The following is a 15,406-nucleotide window of genomic DNA, read 5'->3' as shown; positions in this document are numbered from 1 at the left end:
TTGCGGTCGCAGGGAGAAGCCGCCGACTCGACATGAGATGACGGGGAGCGCCGGGACAGGTCAGGGAGGGACGGGGCAGGTCGGGGAGGGGCGGGGCAGGTCGGGGAGGGGCGGGGGAGGTCGGGTGGGACGGGGCAGGTCGGAGAGGGACCGGACAGGTCAGGGAGCGCCGGGACAGGTCAGGGAGGGACCGGACAGGTCAGGGAGCGCCGGGGCAGGACAGGTCAGAGAGGGAGAGAACAGGTCAGAGAGGGGCGGGGCAGGTCGAGGAGGGACGGGACAGGCCGGGAAGGGTCCTCCCGCTCCTCGTGGATCCGAGTTCGCAGCAGCAGGCCGGGACCGTCCCGGGCTACGAGCCGCGAGAAGCTACTGCGCTGCTGTCCGTGCCGCCCGCCCGGCGTCCGTCCCGGCCCCGCGCTCGGCCTCCCGTACGGCTCGGCCGGCCCGCCGAGCCTGTTCCTCCGCTTCCCGTACGGCTCGGCCGGCCTCGTGGGCGCGGTCCCGTGCCGTCCTTTCGTCGGAGCGGGCCTGCCGGTGCTCGTCCTCGGCGGACCGCAACTCCGCGCGCAGGTCACGGAGGCGTTCCGCCGCTCCGGCCAGCCGGCCGGCGGCTTCCTCCACCGCGCGATCCGCACTCTCGGCCTCCGCCTTCCGGGCCCGCACCTCGCGTTCGGCGTCCCGGGCTTCGCCGCGGGCCCGGGTGAGACGGCGGCGGTGCTCGTCGTCCTCGCGGCGTTTCGCGTCCGCTGCGGCTGTGCCACCCGGACCGTGTCCGGCGTCTGCGCCACGATTCACGCCCGGACCGCGCTTCTCTGCGGAGGTGTCTTGTCGGGCGGCGTGGTGCGTGTCTGGGGAGGTGTCTTGTCGGGCGGAGCGGCGCGTGTCTGCCGAGGCGCGTGCGCGGTCCGGTCTGCGGGAGTCCGAGGGAGCGCCGGCTCGCTCCCGGCGGGCGCCCGCAGAGGTACCTTCGCCGTCGGCGCGGCCACCGTCCGCCGAGTCCTTTCGCCTCTGTTCGGCCGGAGAGCCGCCCGTGGAGCCGCCCGCCCGCGCCGTCGGCCGGCGTCCGAGCGCCGTCTCGTCGGCCGCGGGGAAGCCGACGGCCGAGCTGAGCGGCTTCACCAGACGGCCCTCCGCCCACTGACGGGCCGCCTCAGGATCGGCCAGGGCTGCGTGCAGGGTCTCCTCGACCTCGCGCTGCACGCTCTCACCCACAGGGTGCCCCGCCTGCGCGGCCAGCTGCCGGGCCTGGCGGCCCAGCGCACCGATCACCTCGTTCTGCCGCCGGGCGAGCCGACGCAGCTCCGGCCCGTCCAGTGCCCGGTGCGCACGGCGCAGCTCCTCGCCGAGCACGAGCAACGGCTCGACCTGCTGCGGCTGCCCGCGCACCAGGAGGTTGCTGACCCAGGCCGCCAGGCTCGGCCGGCGCAGCGCGCCGATCTGCCGCGCCAGGGCCTGGTCGCCGGACCTGCGGGCGTCCAAGGCGCACCGGTCACGGGCGGCGACGAATTCCTGTGGCCGCAGCCCGTACAGCTCATCGGCGACGGTGTCCAGATCCACCAGCGCCCCTCTCACCAGCTCAGCAGCCTCGGTGATCGTCACCGGCTCAGCATCCTCGGCGACCGACTCCGAGTTTCTCACTCGGCGCCGTTCATGTGCTGCGCGTGGCGTTCCGTGCCTGCAGGGGCTGTCGTCTCCACGCACGCCTGGGCCGAGGCTTCTCCATGGGCACGTCGGTGCGGGCCTCGTCCTGTGCGACTTTCGGTGCCCGATCGCCACCTTTGGACCCCGTGCCGTAGACCGTCGGCCGACGGCGCCGGCCGGCCCCGCGCCGGGAGGGTGGCCGTATGCAGAAGCCTGATGATCGTATGCAACGGAGCGCGGGGATCACGCGTGCCCGGTTCCTGGCCGGCATGGCGTCCGCCGGGCTCGCGGCCACGCTGATCCCGTCGGGCACGGCCCGGGCGGCCGGGAGGCGACACGGACTACGGCACCGCGGTGTCGTCTACACCGTCGGGGCGGGGGAGACGCCGGGTACGGCCTTCAGCGCGCCCCGGATGCGGCGGGACATCCGGGTGATCCGCGACCGGCTGCACGCCGACACCGTGGACGTCACCGGCGACGGCGTGGAACGGCTCACGGCCACGGCGGCCGAGGCCGCGGAGCGGGGACTGCGTGTCTGGCTCCAGCCGACCCTGGGCGACGTGCCCGAGCGGGACATTCTCGAACACCTCGCCGAGACCGGCCGTTTCGCGGAGGAGCTGCGCCGGCAGGGCGCCGCCGTGGACCTGAGCGTGGGCTGCGAGTTCTGGCTGTTCGTGCCGGGCATCGTGCCCGGCGACAACGTCTTCGAACGCATCCGGAACCTGCAGGACGGCCATGTGGACCCCGTTGCGATGCAGCGGCGCCTGGACCGGTTCACAGCGAAGGCGGCCGCGGTCGGCCGTTCCGTCTTCCGCGGCCGGCTGAGCTACGCCGCGGCCCAGGACGACCACGTCGACTGGCACCTCTTCGACATCGTGGGCATCGACTACTACTCGTACTTCACCGACCGGGCCGACCACGTACGCGAGTTGAACCGCCATCTGCGCTGGGGCAAGCCGCTGGCCATCACCGAGTTCGGCACCTGCGCCTACGTCGGCGCGCCCGAGACCGCCGGCATGGGCTGGGACGTCGTCGACCACGACAAGCACCCCGAGGAGATCAAGGGCGGTCTCGTCCGCAGTGAGCGCACCCAGGCCGCGTACCTCCTGCAACTCCTCGACGTGTTCTCGTCGTTGGGCCTGTACGCGGCGATGGCGTTCGAGTTCGTCACGCCCGACGCCCCGCACCGCCCCGGCGACCCGCTCCACGACCTCGACATGGCGAGCTACTCCATCACCAAGACCATCCAGCACTGCCCGTTCGACCCGGCCTCCGACTGGCACTGGGAGCCGAAGGAGGCCTTCCACGCCCTGGCCCGCCGTTACGCGCGCGAGCGGCGGCACGGCGCCGGGGGCACGGGAACCGTCACCAGCCGCTAGCGCCGCTCACCCGTTCGGAGGACGTCCCGGCTTGCCGCGCGGCCGTCGTCGGGGTGGGGACACATCATGCGTGCATACCCCGGCCGACCGGCCGCCGCCCCGGTCACCGCCTCCGGACACGTCCATGCGGAGACTGCGGCCGGCTCCCAGGTGCGCGCCGGGCACCGACGCGCCATCAGAATTGCATCGTTCGTTTTCTTGAACTGTTCGTGTTTATGAGGGTAGGTTCGCAGCCATGTCCGCCTCCCCGACTCCGACCACCGCCGAAGAGCTCCGCGGTGCCGGCCTGCGCGTGACGGCAGCCCGCGTCGCGCTGCTGGAGACCGTCCGGGACGGCGACCACCTCGGCGTCGAGGCGATCGCCGCCGGAGTCCGCGATCGCGTGGGCCACATCTCCCTGCAAGCCGTCTACGAGGCCCTGCACGCGCTCACCGCGGCCGGCCTCGTGCGCCGGATCGAGCCGGCCGGCCACCCGGCCCGGTTCGAGGGGCGCGTGGGCGACAACCACCACCACATCGTGTGCCGAACGTGCGGTGCCGTCGCCGACGTCGACTGCGCCGTCGGCGACGCGCCCTGCCTGACCGCCTCCGACGACCGTGGCTTCACCATCGACGAGGCCGAGGTCGTGTACTGGGGCCTGTGCCCCGACTGTTCCACCGGCCGCAGTTCCTGAGCACCGAGTTCCGCACAGTTCGGAAGGATTGCCATGACTGAGAACCACGACGCGATCGTCACAGACGCGAAGGCGGAGGGGGCCGGCGGATGCCCCGTCGCCCATGACCGGGCCCTCCACCCGACGCAGGGCGGGGGCAACCGCCAGTGGTGGCCGGAGCGGCTCAACCTGAAGATCCTTGCCAAGAACCCGGCCGTGGCCAACCCCCTCGGTGAGGACTTCGACTACGCCGAGGCGTTCAAGGGGCTGGACCTTCCGGCCGTCAAGCGGGACATCGCCGAGGTGCTGACGGACTCCAAGGACTGGTGGCCGGCCGACTTCGGCAACTACGGCCCCCTCATGGTCCGTATGGCCTGGCACAGTGCGGGCACCTACCGCATCAGCGACGGCCGCGGCGGTGCCGGCGCCGGCCAGCAGCGCTTCGCCCCGCTGAACAGCTGGCCGGACAACGTCAACCTCGACAAGGCGCGCCGTCTGCTGTGGCCGGTCAAGAAGAAGTACGGCAAGAGCCTGTCCTGGGCCGACCTCATGATCCTCGCCGGCAACGTCGCCCTGGAGTCCATGGGCTTCGAGACCTTCGGCTTCGGCGGCGGCCGCGAGGACGTGTGGGAGTCGGAGGAGGACGTCTACTGGGGTCCCGAGAAGGCATGGCTCGACGACCAGCGTTACACCGGCGACCGCGAGCTGGAGAGCCCGCTCGGCGCGGTCCAGATGGGCCTGATCTACGTCAACCCGGAGGGCCCGAACGGCAACCCGGACCCGATCGCCGCGGCCCGCGACATCCGTGAGACCTTCCGCCGCATGGCGATGAACGACGAGGAGACCGTCGCCCTCATCGCCGGTGGCCACACCTTCGGCAAGACCCACGGCGCCGGCCCCGCCGACAACGTCGGCCCGGACACCGAGGCCGCTCCGATCGAGCAGCAGGGCCTGGGCTGGAAGAGCACCCACGGCACCGGCAAGGGCGGCGACACGATCACCAGTGGCCTGGAGGTCACCTGGACCAGCACGCCCACCAAGTGGAGCAACGAGTTCTTCCGGAACTTGTTCGAGTACGAGTACGAGCTGACGCAGAGCCCGGCCGGCGCCCACCAGTGGGTGGCGAAGAACGCCGAGGCGATCATCCCGGACGCGCACGACACGTCGAAGAAGCACCTCCCGACGATGCTCACCACCGACCTGTCGCTGCGCTTCGACCCGGTCTACGAGCAGATCTCGCGCCGCTTCTACGAGAACCCGGACGAGTTCGCGGACGCCTTCGCCCGCGCCTGGTACAAGCTGACCCACCGTGACATGGGCCCGAAGTCCCTGTACCTCGGCCCGGAGGTCCCGCAGGAGACCCTGCTGTGGCAGGACCCGCTGCCGGCGGCCGAGGGCGAGGCCATCGACGCCGCCGACGTCACGGCCCTCAAGGCCAAGCTGCTCGGCTCGGGCCTGTCGGTGTCCCAGCTGGTCTCCACCGCCTGGGCGTCGGCCTCGACCTTCCGCACCAGCGACAAGCGCGGCGGTGCCAACGGCGCCCGCATCCGCCTGCAGCCGCAGGCGGACTGGGAGGTCAACCAGCCCGACGAGCTGCGGCAGGTGCTGCGCGTCCTGGAGGGCGTCCAGGCGGAGTTCAACTCCGGCGCCAAGAAGGTCTCCCTGGCCGACCTGATCGTCCTCGGTGGCGTCGCCGCCGTGGAGAAGGCCGCCAAGGACGCCGGCCACGACGTCGAGGTGCCCTTCACGCCGGGCCGTGTGGACGCCACGGACGAGCACACCGACGCGGAGTCCTTCGCCGCGCTGGAGCCCACCGCCGACGGCTTCCGCAACTACCTGGGCAAGGGCAACCGGCTCCCGGCCGAGTACCTGCTGCTCGACAGGGCGAACCTGCTGGGCCTGAGCGCCCCCGAGATGACCGTCCTGGTCGGCGGCCTGCGCGTACTCGGCGCCAACCACCGGCAGACCTCGTACGGCGTCTTCACCGAGACCCCGGGCAAGCTGACGAACGACTTCTTCGTCAACCTGCTCGACCTGGGGACGACGTGGAAGTCGACCTCGGAGGACCAGACCACCTTCGAGGGCCGAGACGACGCCACCGGCGAGGTCAAGTGGACCGGCACCCGTGCCGACCTCGTCTTCGGCTCCAACTCCGAGCTGCGCGCGCTCGCCGAGGTTTACGCCGGTGACGACGCGAAGGAGAAGTTCGTCAAGGACTTCGTCGCCGCGTTCGACAAGGTCATGAACCTCGACCGGTTCGACCTCGTCTGATCCTTCCGCACAGCACGTCCGGGTCAGCCCTGCACGGGCGGACCCGGACGTCCTGCGTTTCCGGCCGGTGCAGGGTGGCCTGCCCGCCGTGCGGCCTGCGGCGGCCCGCGGTGGCCTGCGTCAGTGGCCGAGGACCGCCGCGCCCGCCTGCGCGTACTGCTCGTCCAGGTCGCCCGAGGGAGCGCCGGCCACGCCGATGCCCGCGACCGGAGCGCCCTTGGCGGTCACCGGCGTACCGCCCGCGAGGAACAGCGTGCCCGGGATGTCCTTCAGGGTCGGCGCCTGCGCCAGCCGCTTGACCAGCTCCGAGGTCGGCGCGTTCCAGGACACGGCGGTGAACGCCTTGCGCTCCGCGGACTCGTACGACTGCGGGCCCGCCCCGTCGCCGCGCAGGACGACGAGGGTGTTGCCGTTGCGGTCGACGACGGCCACGGTCACGTGCCGGCCGTCCTTCTCGGCGGCCTCCACCGCGGCCTGCGCCGCCTTCGTGGCGGCGTCCAGGGTGAGATGCGTGCTCTGGGTCAGCTCGCCGTGGCGGGCCGCCACCGGAGCGGTGGCAGGCGTGGCCTCGGCGGAGTCGGCGGCGTTGGCGGCGACCGTGCCGAGGACTCCGGCACCGACGAGGGCCAGGGCGGCGCCGCCCACGAGGACACGGGTACGGGCAGACGGCTTCTTGCGGCTGGGCATGCTGAGGAACCTTCCGGTAGGGCAGGGGCAGGGGCGCAGTCGCTCCCGGAACCGATCCTCGGTCCGGCCCGGGCCGCGTCCCGTCGCCGGACCGGTCGTCCCGGGGGTCATCCGATCGGATGACCCCGCGCCCACCGGGCCAGGGAAGAATGGAGGGTGTTTGCCCAGTTCAGCGCGGAGCGGAGGGAGGTGCCGACGATGCCCGGACCCGAGCGCGACGACACCCGCGCCCTCACCGTCGTCATGCACACGGCGTTCTTCGTGCTGTTGTCCGCGTCCGTCGCGCGCTACCTGGCCCGGCACGCCGACGGACCGCACACCCCCGGGGTCATCGCCCTGTCCGCGCTGCTGGCCGCGCTCTACGTCCTCGGCCCCGTCCTCGGCACCCACCCCACCCCGCGCCGGCTGACCTGGCTCGGCCTGGTCGTGGCCGCCTGGGCGCTGCTCGTCGTCCTCGCCCCGAGCTTCGCCTGGTGCGCGGTCCCGCTCTTCTACACCGGCCTGCGCACCCTCCCGCCGCGCGCCGCGATCCCGCTCGTGGCCGTGCTGACGGCGCTGGCGGTGGCCGCCCAGCTCAGCCTGGCCGGCTGGCCGGACCCGAACGTGCTGCTCGCACCGCCCGCGGTGGCCGCCGTGGCCACCACCGTCTTCGTCGTCATGCAACGCCAGGCGGCCCGCCGGGACGCCCTGATCGACGACCTGGTCCGCACCAGGCGCGATCTCGCCGCCACCGAACGCCGCGAGGGCACCCTCGCCGAACGCGAACGGCTCGCCCGGGAGATCCACGACGCCCTCGCCCAGGGCCTCTCCAGCCAGCGCATGCTGCTCCAGGCCGCGGACCGGCTGTGGGACACGGCACCGGACACCGCCCGGGACCACGTCCGTACGGCGGCGGCGATCGCCGAGCGCAGCCTCGCCGAGGCGCGCCGCTTCGTCCACGACCTGACCCCGGCCGACCTCGCCGAGGGCGGCGGCCTGCTCCGTGCCCTGCACGCCGTCGCCGAACGCGAGACGACCTCCGCGCTCACCGTCCGCGTCCACTCCGAGGGCACCCCGCCCGACCCGCTGCCCGCCACCGTGGAGTCCGCCCTGCTGCGCATCGCCCAGGGCGCTCTCGCCAACGTCCGCGAACATGCGGCCGCCACGACCGCCACGCTCACCCTGACCTGCCTGGACGACCAGATCGTCCTGGACGTCACGGACGACGGCCGCGGTTTCGACCCGAGCACCCGCACCATTCCCGAAGCGGCCGGCGAACCGCGCGGCCACGGCCTGCCCGCCATCCGCGCCCGCCTGCGCCAGCTGGGCGGCACCCTCACCATCGAGTCGGCACCGGGCGAGGGCACGGCCCTGTCGGCGGCGATCCCCCTGGAGCCGAGATGACCCACAGTCCCGAGCCGGCCGCCGCCCGCACCCCGGTCCGCATCCTGGTCTGCGACGACCACGCCGTCGTACGCGCCGGACTGCTCGCCCTCCTGCACAGCGCCCCGGACATCGAGGTGGTGGGCGAGGCCGGCAGCGGCGAGGAGGCCCTCGCTCTCACCCGCAAGACCGCACCGGACGTCGTCCTCATGGATCTGCAACTGGGCGACGGTATCGACGGCGTGGAGACGACCCGCCGGCTGCGCGCCACATCACCGGCCCCGCACGTCCTGGTCCTCACCACGTACGACACCGACGCCGACGTCACACGCGCCGTCGAGGCCGGCGCCACCGGCTATCTGCTGAAGGCCGAGCGTGCCGAGGACCTCTTCACGGCCATCCACGCCGCCGCCCAGGGCCGCCCGGCGCTCTCGCCTCCGGTCGCCGACCGCGTGATGTCCCGCCTGCGCAATCCGCGCCCCGCCCTCACCCCGCGCGAACAGGACATCCTCGCCCACCTCTCCCGCGGCCTGTCCAACCACGCCATCGCCCGCGCCCTCTACATCAGCGAGGCCACCGTCAAGACCCACCTGCGCCGCATCTACGACAAACTCGGCGTCGACACCTGGGCGGGCGCGGTGGCGGTGGCGAAGGAACAACGCCTGCTGCCCTGACAACGCGTCGAGCACACCCAGTCACGGAATCGCCCCCGAAGGTGCCCGGAAAACCACGCGGGCAACCACCGACGCAGGGCCGCGGGGAACTGCGTGGACAACCACCGACCACCTAGGGGCGCGGGGAACTGCGCGAACAACCGACGACGGACCCGCTGTCGCCCCAGGACCCGCACCCCGACGGCGCTCACGCGCACACCCCTTCAGCCCCGCAACGTCTCGAACGCCTCCCGCCCCGCAACCCCGATCGCCAGGTCGATGTCCGCGGCCACCCCCGCGCAGCGGTCCGCACGGGTCAGCGCGGCCATCGCCACCCGGTCCCCGGAGTCCGCCTCCACCACCCCGATCTCGTGCCGGAGGTGCAGGAACGTACCGGTCTTCCCACTCCACCGCAGCGTGTCCGCGCGCAGTTCACTCGCCAGCCGGTGTGTGAAGACCTGCAGACCCATCAGCCGGCGCAGTTCAGCCGTCGCGGGGGGACTGGCGATCTCGTCGCGCCACACGCGCTGCAGCAGGTCCACGAGCGCCGCGGCCGAGCCCGCGTTGGCGTGGGCCGGGTCCAGGGTCTCGATGGTGTGCCGGGCCGCCCGCTCGTCCCTGACGGCCAGTTCCAGTGCGAGGGAGAAGTCGTTGCCGGCGGCACCGGCGGCGCACTCGTAGAGGTGGTTCATCCGGTGCCGCATCCGAATCCCGTCGCATCCCCACGCCCGCAGCCGCGCGTCGACCTCCGTCACCGGCACCAGGCCGAGCAGCGCGTCCGCCGCGGCGTTGTCGCTCACCGACAGCATCAGCAGGAGCAGGTCGCCGACGGCCACGGTGGCCGGGTGCCGGAAGGCGGCCAGCCCGGTGGGACCGACGCTGCTGGTGCCCGGGTCGACCCTCACCGGGTGCGCCGCGGCGAGGTCCCCGGACGCGATCCGGTCCAGCACGACCAGGGCGAGCGGGACCTTCACCACCGATGCCAGCGGCATCGACGCGTCCGTGTCGAAGCCGAGTTGGTCACCGGTGTCGATGTTGCGGGCGAGGAAGGAGCCGCGGACGCCGAGTGCCGCCCACTCCGTGGCGATCGTCTCGGCGACGTCCAGGAGGGAACCGTCGCCGCCGGTGTACACGGGGTGCTGCACGGCGGGGGCGCTCATCCGCGTGCCGCCAGCCGCGCGGGGAGGTCCTCGTCTCCGGCACCGGGCTCCGCTCCGCCACGCCGGGCGGGTACGGCGCCCACGGCCGACGCAAGCTGCGCAGCCAACCAGCCCGGCACGTCCCCCGCCCCGCTCCAGCCCGGCATGTCTCCTGCGCCGTTCCGGCCCGGCATGTCTCCTGCGCCGTTCCGGCCCGGCACGTCCCCCGCGCCGTTTCGGCCTGGGGTGTCTCCTGCGTCGTTTCGGCCTGGGGTGTCTCCTGCGTCGTTTCGGCCTGGGGTGTCTCCCGCGCCGCTCCAGCCCGGCACCTCTCCCGCGCCGTTCCGGCCTCGCACGTCTCCCGCGCCCTTCCGGTCCGGGGCGGCTCTCACGTCGTACCCCCGGTGCAGTGACCGGTCCGCGAGGGGCGCCCAGTGCGCTCCGTGCTGCCGGGCGAACGGCTCGGAGCACAGCAGCAGCGTCCGCCCGGCCAGCGTCTCGGCGAGCGCGGTGGCGGCCGGACCGGCCGGCCGGATCCGCGAACCCGGCAGTCCCGCGCGGGCGACGGCCCGCGCCAGACGATCCTCGAAACGGGGCTCCTGGTCCTCCGTCAGAAGCAGCAGGGGTGGCGGGCCGGCGGGGTCGGCGGCGCGACCACGGCGCGGCCGTAGTTCTTCGAGGTGGACCGCGCGCCGAGACCCCCGCTCCGTGCCCTCCGGCCCCGCCATGGACGCCAGCCCCAACGGCACCCGGAACGCGGCCTGTTCCGGCACGATCCGCAACAGCGCGCAGGCGAGCGAACCGTCGGACAGCCCGGAAACCCTTTCCGCGGGCGGCAGTTCACGCATGCCCAGGGTGACGCCGTGCTCGGTGCCGGCGCGGATCGCGCGGGCCAGTGCCGCCGGGGCGCAGTCCGGGGGCACGCCGACGGCGTGCACCCGTGAGCGCCGGGCCGAGCGGGCGGCCTGCCGCAGCCGCTGCGCGCGGTCCAGGACGTCCCGCGCGTACGGGAGCAGTAGCTCCCCCAGCTCGGTGGTCGCGATCTGCCGCCGGGAACGGTCGAACAGCAGCCCGCCGAAGTGCTCCTCCAGCGTCTTGACACGCCGGCTGAGCAACGGCTGGGCGATTCCGAGCCGGTCGGCCGCCCGGGAAAAGCTCGCCTCGTCGGCCGTCACCACGTACGCGTCCAGGTGTGCAAGGAGATCCACCCGGCACTCATATCAATAAGGCATGGGATCTTCCAACTTCACTCTTGGACATGGGAGGTCTTCTGCTGTTTCGCTGTTCCCGTCGAAGATCCACAAGCCGACGACGGACCCGACCGGAGGAAGCGACCCATGACCAGCCCCGACCGCCCCACCCCGCTGCCGCGCCGCCACCTGATCAGGGCAGGCCTCGCGGTCACCGGCGCCGCCATGACCGCCACCGTGCTCTCCGGGTCCGCCGCGTCCGCGGCCCCGAGTGCCCGATCACGTGCGGGACAGCACGAGTTGGCTGATCTGGAGCGGCGTCACGGCGCCCGGCTCGGCGTGTACGTCCGCAACGTCCGCACCGGGCGGACCGTCGCCCACCGGGCGGGGGAGCGGTTCCCGATGTGTTCGACGTTCAAGGCGTTCGCCGCGGCGGCGGTCCTGCGCGACCATGCCGGCTGCGCGCCGCTGGACCGGGTGGTCCACTACCCGCCGAACGACCTCCTGCCCAACTCGCCGCGCACGACAGAGAACCAGGCCACCGGTATGACCGTGGCCGATCTGTGTGCGGCGGCGATCCAGTACAGCGACAACGCGGCCGGCAACCTGCTGCTCCGTGAGATCGGCGGGCCCGCGGGCCTCACCCGTTTCCATCGCTCGCTCGGCGACGACGTGAGCCGGCTGGACCGGTGGGAGCCGGAGCTGAACACCGCGATCCCCGGGGACCTGCGCGACACGACGTCCCCGGAGGCCGTCGCAGCGAGCCTGGAGCGGCTCACCCTGGGCCGGGCGCTGTCGGGCGCCGACCGCGAGCAGTTCGTCGCGTGGCTCAAGGGCAACACCACCAGCAAGGCGCGGTTCCGTGCCGGCCTGCCGCGGGACTGGGTCCTGGCCGACAAGACCGGTACGGGCTCGTACGCGACCGCGAACGACATCGGCGTCGCCTGGACGACCCGTGGGACACCCGTCGTACTGGCCGTCCTGTCCACCAAGCCGACGGAGGACGCCGCAGTGGACGAGAAGCTGATCGAGGACGCGGCGCGCATCGCGGCCCGCATCGTCGCTCCCGGCGAGTAGCACTTCACCGCACCGGATCCGGCCGTCCGGAACACGTCGTGCACGGGCATGGCGGAGGGCCGCATCCTCGCCGGACGCGGCCCCCCTTCGCACTTACGCCGGCCAGCCGCCGTACGGGACGGTGATGAGTTCCATGGCGTGACCCGACGGGTCCATGAAGTACACCCCGCGGCCACCGTCATGGTGATTGATCGTGCCCGGCTCGCGCATGTGCGGATCCGCGTAGTGCTCGATGCCGCGCCCGACGATCCGGGCGTACGCCGCTTCGAACTCCTCCTCGGAGACCAGGAAGGCGTAGTGCTGCGGGGTGATCTTCTCCTCGGGGATCGTCGCGAAGTCCAGGGTGACGCCGTTGCTCAGACCGACGGCGACGAACGGGCCCCACTCCGTGGTGATCTCGAGGTCCAGCAACTCCGCGAGGAACCGGGCGGATTCACGGTTGTCGCGGGAATGGACGATGGTGTGGTTCAACTCGACTGACAAGGAATGCCTCCTGGGCATGTCCTGGCGCCTCCATGCCTCACCCAGTCGGTGACCGGCACGCGATGCCGTTGCCGATCGTAACCACGGACGTGCGAGGGCGTCCACGGAGATCGGCCCGTGACGGGCGGCCGCGGCTTCAGCTGACCGGGTCGTCCGGTGCCACGGGGTGTGCCTCCAGGCCCGGGGCCGCCAGCAGGTCGGCGATCAGTTCCGGGGTTCCGCCGACGTAGGTGCCGACCAGGTCCACGTCGCCGCCCACGCACCAGGCGCGGTCCTCGGGCCACCACAGGTCGGGCAGCTCGGCGAACCGGTCCAGCTGCACCGGCGAGGCCGCGTCGGCCAGGGCGCCGGCGAGCAGCACCTCGCTCCGGCCGGGTGTCTCGAACGCCGGGAACGCGTCGAAGTCCCAGCGGCCGTACCCGCTCCACAGCCCGAACCAGCAGCGCTCCGGGGTGCGGGTGTGCCGGGTCAGTACGGGCAGGAGCGCCTCGGCGACGTCGGGCGGCGTCGGTCCCTCGCCGGGGTGTTCGTCCCATACGCCGGGCAGGCCGTACTCGGAGGCCTTGTAGTAGTCGAGGTCCATGCCGACGACCTGGTGCCAGCGGATGCCCGGCGTCACCTGGGTCCCGTGCGCGGCGGCCACTGTCGACCAGCGCACGGGCCGCTCGTCCAGCGAGGCCGGGTGCAGGATCCGCGCGTACGCGGCGAAGCCCGCCGCGGCCACCCCCGCCACCGTGCCGAAGGCGCCGCACCCGGGGCCGCCCACGGCGAGCCAGCGGGCGGGGGAGAGGTCGCCGGCCTGGACGCGCAGGCGGCCGTACCGCTCCGGAGCGGCTTCCAGGTGGACCAGGGGAAGGTCGTTCATCCGTCCAGTCTGCCCTCCGTGCAAGCACCGAGCCCACCCCGCCCTCGCCCGGCGGCCCGGGCTCCAGGTCGTGGAGAACTGGAACTCCGCCAACCACGACCTGTTCCACGGCGAGGACGGTGACCTGACCGGGCAGGACAAGGAGAGCCAGGAAGTCTCCATGCTTGCCCTGCACCTCCTCCGGTCCGCGTTGGTCAGACGGGGAGGTGCATGGCGAGTTGCTCCCACTGCCGTACGGACGGGGAGGCGGGTGTGGTGGTCATGAGGTGGAAACTGACGTGGTCGGCTCCGGCGTCGAAGTGCTCTTGGACGCGCGTACGCGCGCGCGGATCCGGGCTCTCACAAAAGTTCCTTTGCCAGAGCAAGATCGACAACAGGGCGCCGTACCCTCGCCGATCCCCGATCGACTCTCAGAACCTGCTCTCACTCACAAGCGGGACGGACCCCCTTTTGGGACTTGCGGCTGCGTCCTGCCCGGGCGGGCCGGGCCGGGCCTTCGGCGGCCTCGGTGCGTGGGGGGACGGCTGCGTCCGGAAAGCGCACCGGCATGGTCGGGGAGGCGTCGGCCGGGGTGAAAAGCACTGGTCGGAGGCGGGTGGCACGACGGGTTTCCCAGTACCGCCAGTAACATGATCACCTTGTTCCGGGTGTACCAGTCAGTCAACTCGGCGCCGTCCCCGGACGCGCCCTGCCCGGAGAAGGCCATGTCTACTGTCAACGATGCGCTGGAAGACGCGCGCTTCACCTACGAGCAGCACATGCGGACGTGCCGCCAGTGCCATGTCGACGCCGCGCCCTGTGCCGTGGCGAAGCACCTCCTGCGGATCTACAACCTCGCTCGCAGGGACCACATGCGCGCCGCGGGGCGGAACGCCCCGACCGTCTGACCGGCACCGGGCGCTTTTCGCCCGTCGTGAGGAGGGAACCCGGTCGCCTGCTCCGTCCGCCCGAGACGCAGGAGGCCACTGTGAAGGACCGGCACGGTGACCGGCCGAACCCGGTGACACAGCATGCCCGCCCCGACTTCCCCTCCCAGGAACAGCCGCATCCGGGCTGGACCGGACCGATGGACCCGCCGCCCGACCACGGCGAGGAGTCCTACCGCGGCGCCGGCCGTCTCGACGGCCGTAGCACCGTGATCACGGGAGGGGACTCCGGCATCGGCCGGGCGGTGGCGCTCGCCTTCGCCCGTGAGGGTGCCGATGTGCTCTTCACCCATCTCGCCGAGGAGGAGGACGACGCCCGCGAGACCTCCCGGCTGGTGGAGGACGCGGGACGCAAGGCGGTCGCCGTGTCCTGCGACCTCCGTGACGAGGGCAACTGCCGGTCACTGATCGAGCGGGCCGTCGACGAGTTCGGCCGGATCGACGTCCTGGTGAACAACGCCGCCTATCAGATGTCCCAGCCGGACGGAATCGAGGCGATCAGCACCGAGCAGTTCGACCGGGTGATGCGGACCAACCTGTACGGGATGTTCTGGCTGACCAAGTTCGCCCTGCCGCACATCCCGTCCGGCGGCTGCGTCATCAACTCCACGTCGGTGCAGGCGTACAAGCCCAGCCCGCATCTGCTGGACTACGCGATGACCAAGGGCGCGATCGTCACCTTCACCCAGGGGCTGGCCCAGATGGTCGCCGAGCGCGGCGTCCGGGTCAACGCGGTCGCGCCGGGGCCGGTGTGGACTCCGCTCATCCCGTCGACCATGCCGGACACCGCGGAGTTCGGCAAGCAGAGCCCGCTCGGCCGCCCGGCCCAGCCCGCCGAACTGGCCCCCGCCTATGTCTATCTGGCCTCGCCCGAGGCCGGCTTCATCACGGCGGAGATCCTCAACGCGACCGGCGGCACACCGCTGCCCTGACGACACGTCACGACAGGGACGTCCAGCCGCCCGGACGGAGATCTCCACCGGACGGGGCGGCTGCAAGAGCCGTTGAGGCCGACGACATGCGAAAGGCGCCCCCGGCCGGGGCGCCTTTCGCAAGCAGCCCCAAAGGGCGCAGCGGCGAT

The 15,406-nt window shown here is 72.5% G+C and carries 14 protein-coding genes; 8 read left to right on the top strand and 6 right to left on the bottom strand.

Annotated features, from left to right (window positions below; all coding sequences use genetic code 11):
- Nucleotides 1-366 precede the first annotated feature (366 nt).
- Entirely contained in the window at nucleotides 367-1,599 is a 1,233-nt protein-coding gene (locus ACZ4SF_RS27965; RefSeq protein ID WP_468389298.1) for a hypothetical protein, read from the bottom strand.
- Between the two features lie 245 nt (nucleotides 1,600-1,844).
- Between ACZ4SF_RS27965 and ACZ4SF_RS27960 the strand changes: the two genes are divergently transcribed.
- From ACZ4SF_RS27960 to katG, 3 genes are all read left to right on the top strand, one after another.
- Nucleotides 1,845-3,020, top strand: a complete 1,176-nt coding sequence (locus ACZ4SF_RS27960) for an abortive phage infection protein (protein WP_468389296.1) — start codon at nucleotides 1,845-1,847, stop codon at nucleotides 3,018-3,020.
- 235 nt (nucleotides 3,021-3,255) lie between these two features.
- Entirely contained in the window at nucleotides 3,256-3,693 is a 438-nt protein-coding gene (locus ACZ4SF_RS27955; RefSeq protein WP_468389294.1) for a Fur family transcriptional regulator, read from the top strand.
- Nucleotides 3,694-3,726: 33 nt separating this feature from the next.
- Nucleotides 3,727-5,943 carry a catalase/peroxidase HPI gene (gene katG / locus ACZ4SF_RS27950; RefSeq protein WP_468389292.1) on the top strand — a complete coding sequence of 739 codons (2,217 nt, stop codon included), beginning with the start codon at nucleotides 3,727-3,729 and terminating at the stop codon, nucleotides 5,941-5,943.
- A 120-nt stretch (nucleotides 5,944-6,063) separates the two neighbouring features.
- Here katG and ACZ4SF_RS27945 read toward each other — a convergent pair whose 3' ends face one another.
- A complete protein-coding gene (locus tag ACZ4SF_RS27945; RefSeq protein ID WP_468389290.1) occupies nucleotides 6,064-6,630 on the bottom strand; it encodes a GlcG/HbpS family heme-binding protein in 567 nt (188 codons plus the stop codon).
- A 198-nt stretch (nucleotides 6,631-6,828) separates the two neighbouring features.
- On the opposite strand from ACZ4SF_RS27945, the gene ACZ4SF_RS27940 reads away from it, so the two are divergent.
- Nucleotides 6,829-8,013 carry a sensor histidine kinase gene (locus tag ACZ4SF_RS27940; protein ID WP_468389288.1) on the top strand — a complete coding sequence of 395 codons (1,185 nt, stop codon included), beginning with the start codon at nucleotides 6,829-6,831 and terminating at the stop codon, nucleotides 8,011-8,013.
- Nucleotides 8,010-8,666, top strand: coding sequence for a response regulator (locus ACZ4SF_RS27935; protein ID WP_468389286.1), 657 nt, complete (start codon nucleotides 8,010-8,012; stop codon nucleotides 8,664-8,666). The genes ACZ4SF_RS27940 and ACZ4SF_RS27935 overlap by 4 nt, the downstream gene beginning before the upstream one ends.
- A 203-nt stretch (nucleotides 8,667-8,869) precedes the next feature.
- Here the strand turns inward: ACZ4SF_RS27935 and ACZ4SF_RS27930 are convergent, their stop codons facing one another.
- Nucleotides 8,870-9,790, bottom strand: coding sequence for a serine hydrolase (locus tag ACZ4SF_RS27930; RefSeq protein WP_468389284.1), 921 nt, complete (start codon nucleotides 9,788-9,790; stop codon nucleotides 8,870-8,872).
- Between the two features lie 11 nt (nucleotides 9,791-9,801).
- Nucleotides 9,802-10,992 (bottom strand): LysR family transcriptional regulator, encoded by a 1,191-nt coding sequence (locus tag ACZ4SF_RS27925; protein ID WP_468389282.1) that lies wholly within the window; start codon nucleotides 10,990-10,992, stop codon nucleotides 9,802-9,804.
- Between the two features lie 207 nt (nucleotides 10,993-11,199).
- On the opposite strand from ACZ4SF_RS27925, the gene bla reads away from it, so the two are divergent.
- Nucleotides 11,200-12,051 (top strand): class A beta-lactamase, encoded by an 852-nt coding sequence (gene bla / locus ACZ4SF_RS27920; protein WP_468389496.1) that lies wholly within the window; start codon nucleotides 11,200-11,202, stop codon nucleotides 12,049-12,051.
- Nucleotides 12,052-12,144: 93 nt separating this feature from the next.
- Here the strand turns inward: bla and ACZ4SF_RS27915 are convergent, their stop codons facing one another.
- Nucleotides 12,145-12,534 carry a VOC family protein gene (locus ACZ4SF_RS27915; protein WP_468389281.1) on the bottom strand — a complete coding sequence of 130 codons (390 nt, stop codon included), beginning with the start codon at nucleotides 12,532-12,534 and terminating at the stop codon, nucleotides 12,145-12,147.
- 136 nt (nucleotides 12,535-12,670) lie between these two features.
- Nucleotides 12,671-13,399, bottom strand: coding sequence for a hypothetical protein (locus ACZ4SF_RS27910; RefSeq protein ID WP_468389279.1), 729 nt, complete (start codon nucleotides 13,397-13,399; stop codon nucleotides 12,671-12,673).
- Between the two features lie 704 nt (nucleotides 13,400-14,103).
- On the opposite strand from ACZ4SF_RS27910, the gene ACZ4SF_RS27905 reads away from it, so the two are divergent.
- Both ACZ4SF_RS27905 and ACZ4SF_RS27900 read left to right on the top strand, forming a co-directional pair.
- Entirely contained in the window at nucleotides 14,104-14,286 is a 183-nt protein-coding gene (locus tag ACZ4SF_RS27905; protein WP_468389277.1) for a hypothetical protein, read from the top strand.
- Between the two features lie 80 nt (nucleotides 14,287-14,366).
- Nucleotides 14,367-15,257 (top strand): SDR family oxidoreductase, encoded by an 891-nt coding sequence (locus ACZ4SF_RS27900; RefSeq protein ID WP_468389275.1) that lies wholly within the window; start codon nucleotides 14,367-14,369, stop codon nucleotides 15,255-15,257.
- Nucleotides 15,258-15,406: the final 149 nt, after the last annotated feature.

The organism is Streptomyces sp. NPDC027663, from assembly GCF_055566415.1.
Note: the sequence above shows the minus strand (reverse complement) of the source record. Positions and strands in the feature narration are given on the sequence as shown.

Coding starts and splice junctions, on each gene's coding strand:
- ACZ4SF_RS27960 (WP_468389296.1), top strand. CDS start 1,845: ATGCAGAAGCCTGATGATCGTATGCAACGGAGCGCGGGGATCACGCGT.
- bla (WP_468389496.1), top strand. CDS start 11,200: ATGACCGCCACCGTGCTCTCCGGGTCCGCCGCGTCCGCGGCCCCGAGT.
- ACZ4SF_RS27905 (WP_468389277.1), top strand. CDS start 14,104: ATGTCTACTGTCAACGATGCGCTGGAAGACGCGCGCTTCACCTACGAG.
- ACZ4SF_RS27910 (WP_468389279.1), bottom strand. CDS start 13,399: ATGAACGACCTTCCCCTGGTCCACCTGGAAGCCGCTCCGGAGCGGTAC.
- ACZ4SF_RS27940 (WP_468389288.1), top strand. CDS start 6,829: ATGCCCGGACCCGAGCGCGACGACACCCGCGCCCTCACCGTCGTCATG.
- ACZ4SF_RS27945 (WP_468389290.1), bottom strand. CDS start 6,630: ATGCCCAGCCGCAAGAAGCCGTCTGCCCGTACCCGTGTCCTCGTGGGC.
- ACZ4SF_RS27955 (WP_468389294.1), top strand. CDS start 3,256: ATGTCCGCCTCCCCGACTCCGACCACCGCCGAAGAGCTCCGCGGTGCC.
- katG (WP_468389292.1), top strand. CDS start 3,727: ATGACTGAGAACCACGACGCGATCGTCACAGACGCGAAGGCGGAGGGG.
- ACZ4SF_RS27935 (WP_468389286.1), top strand. CDS start 8,010: ATGACCCACAGTCCCGAGCCGGCCGCCGCCCGCACCCCGGTCCGCATC.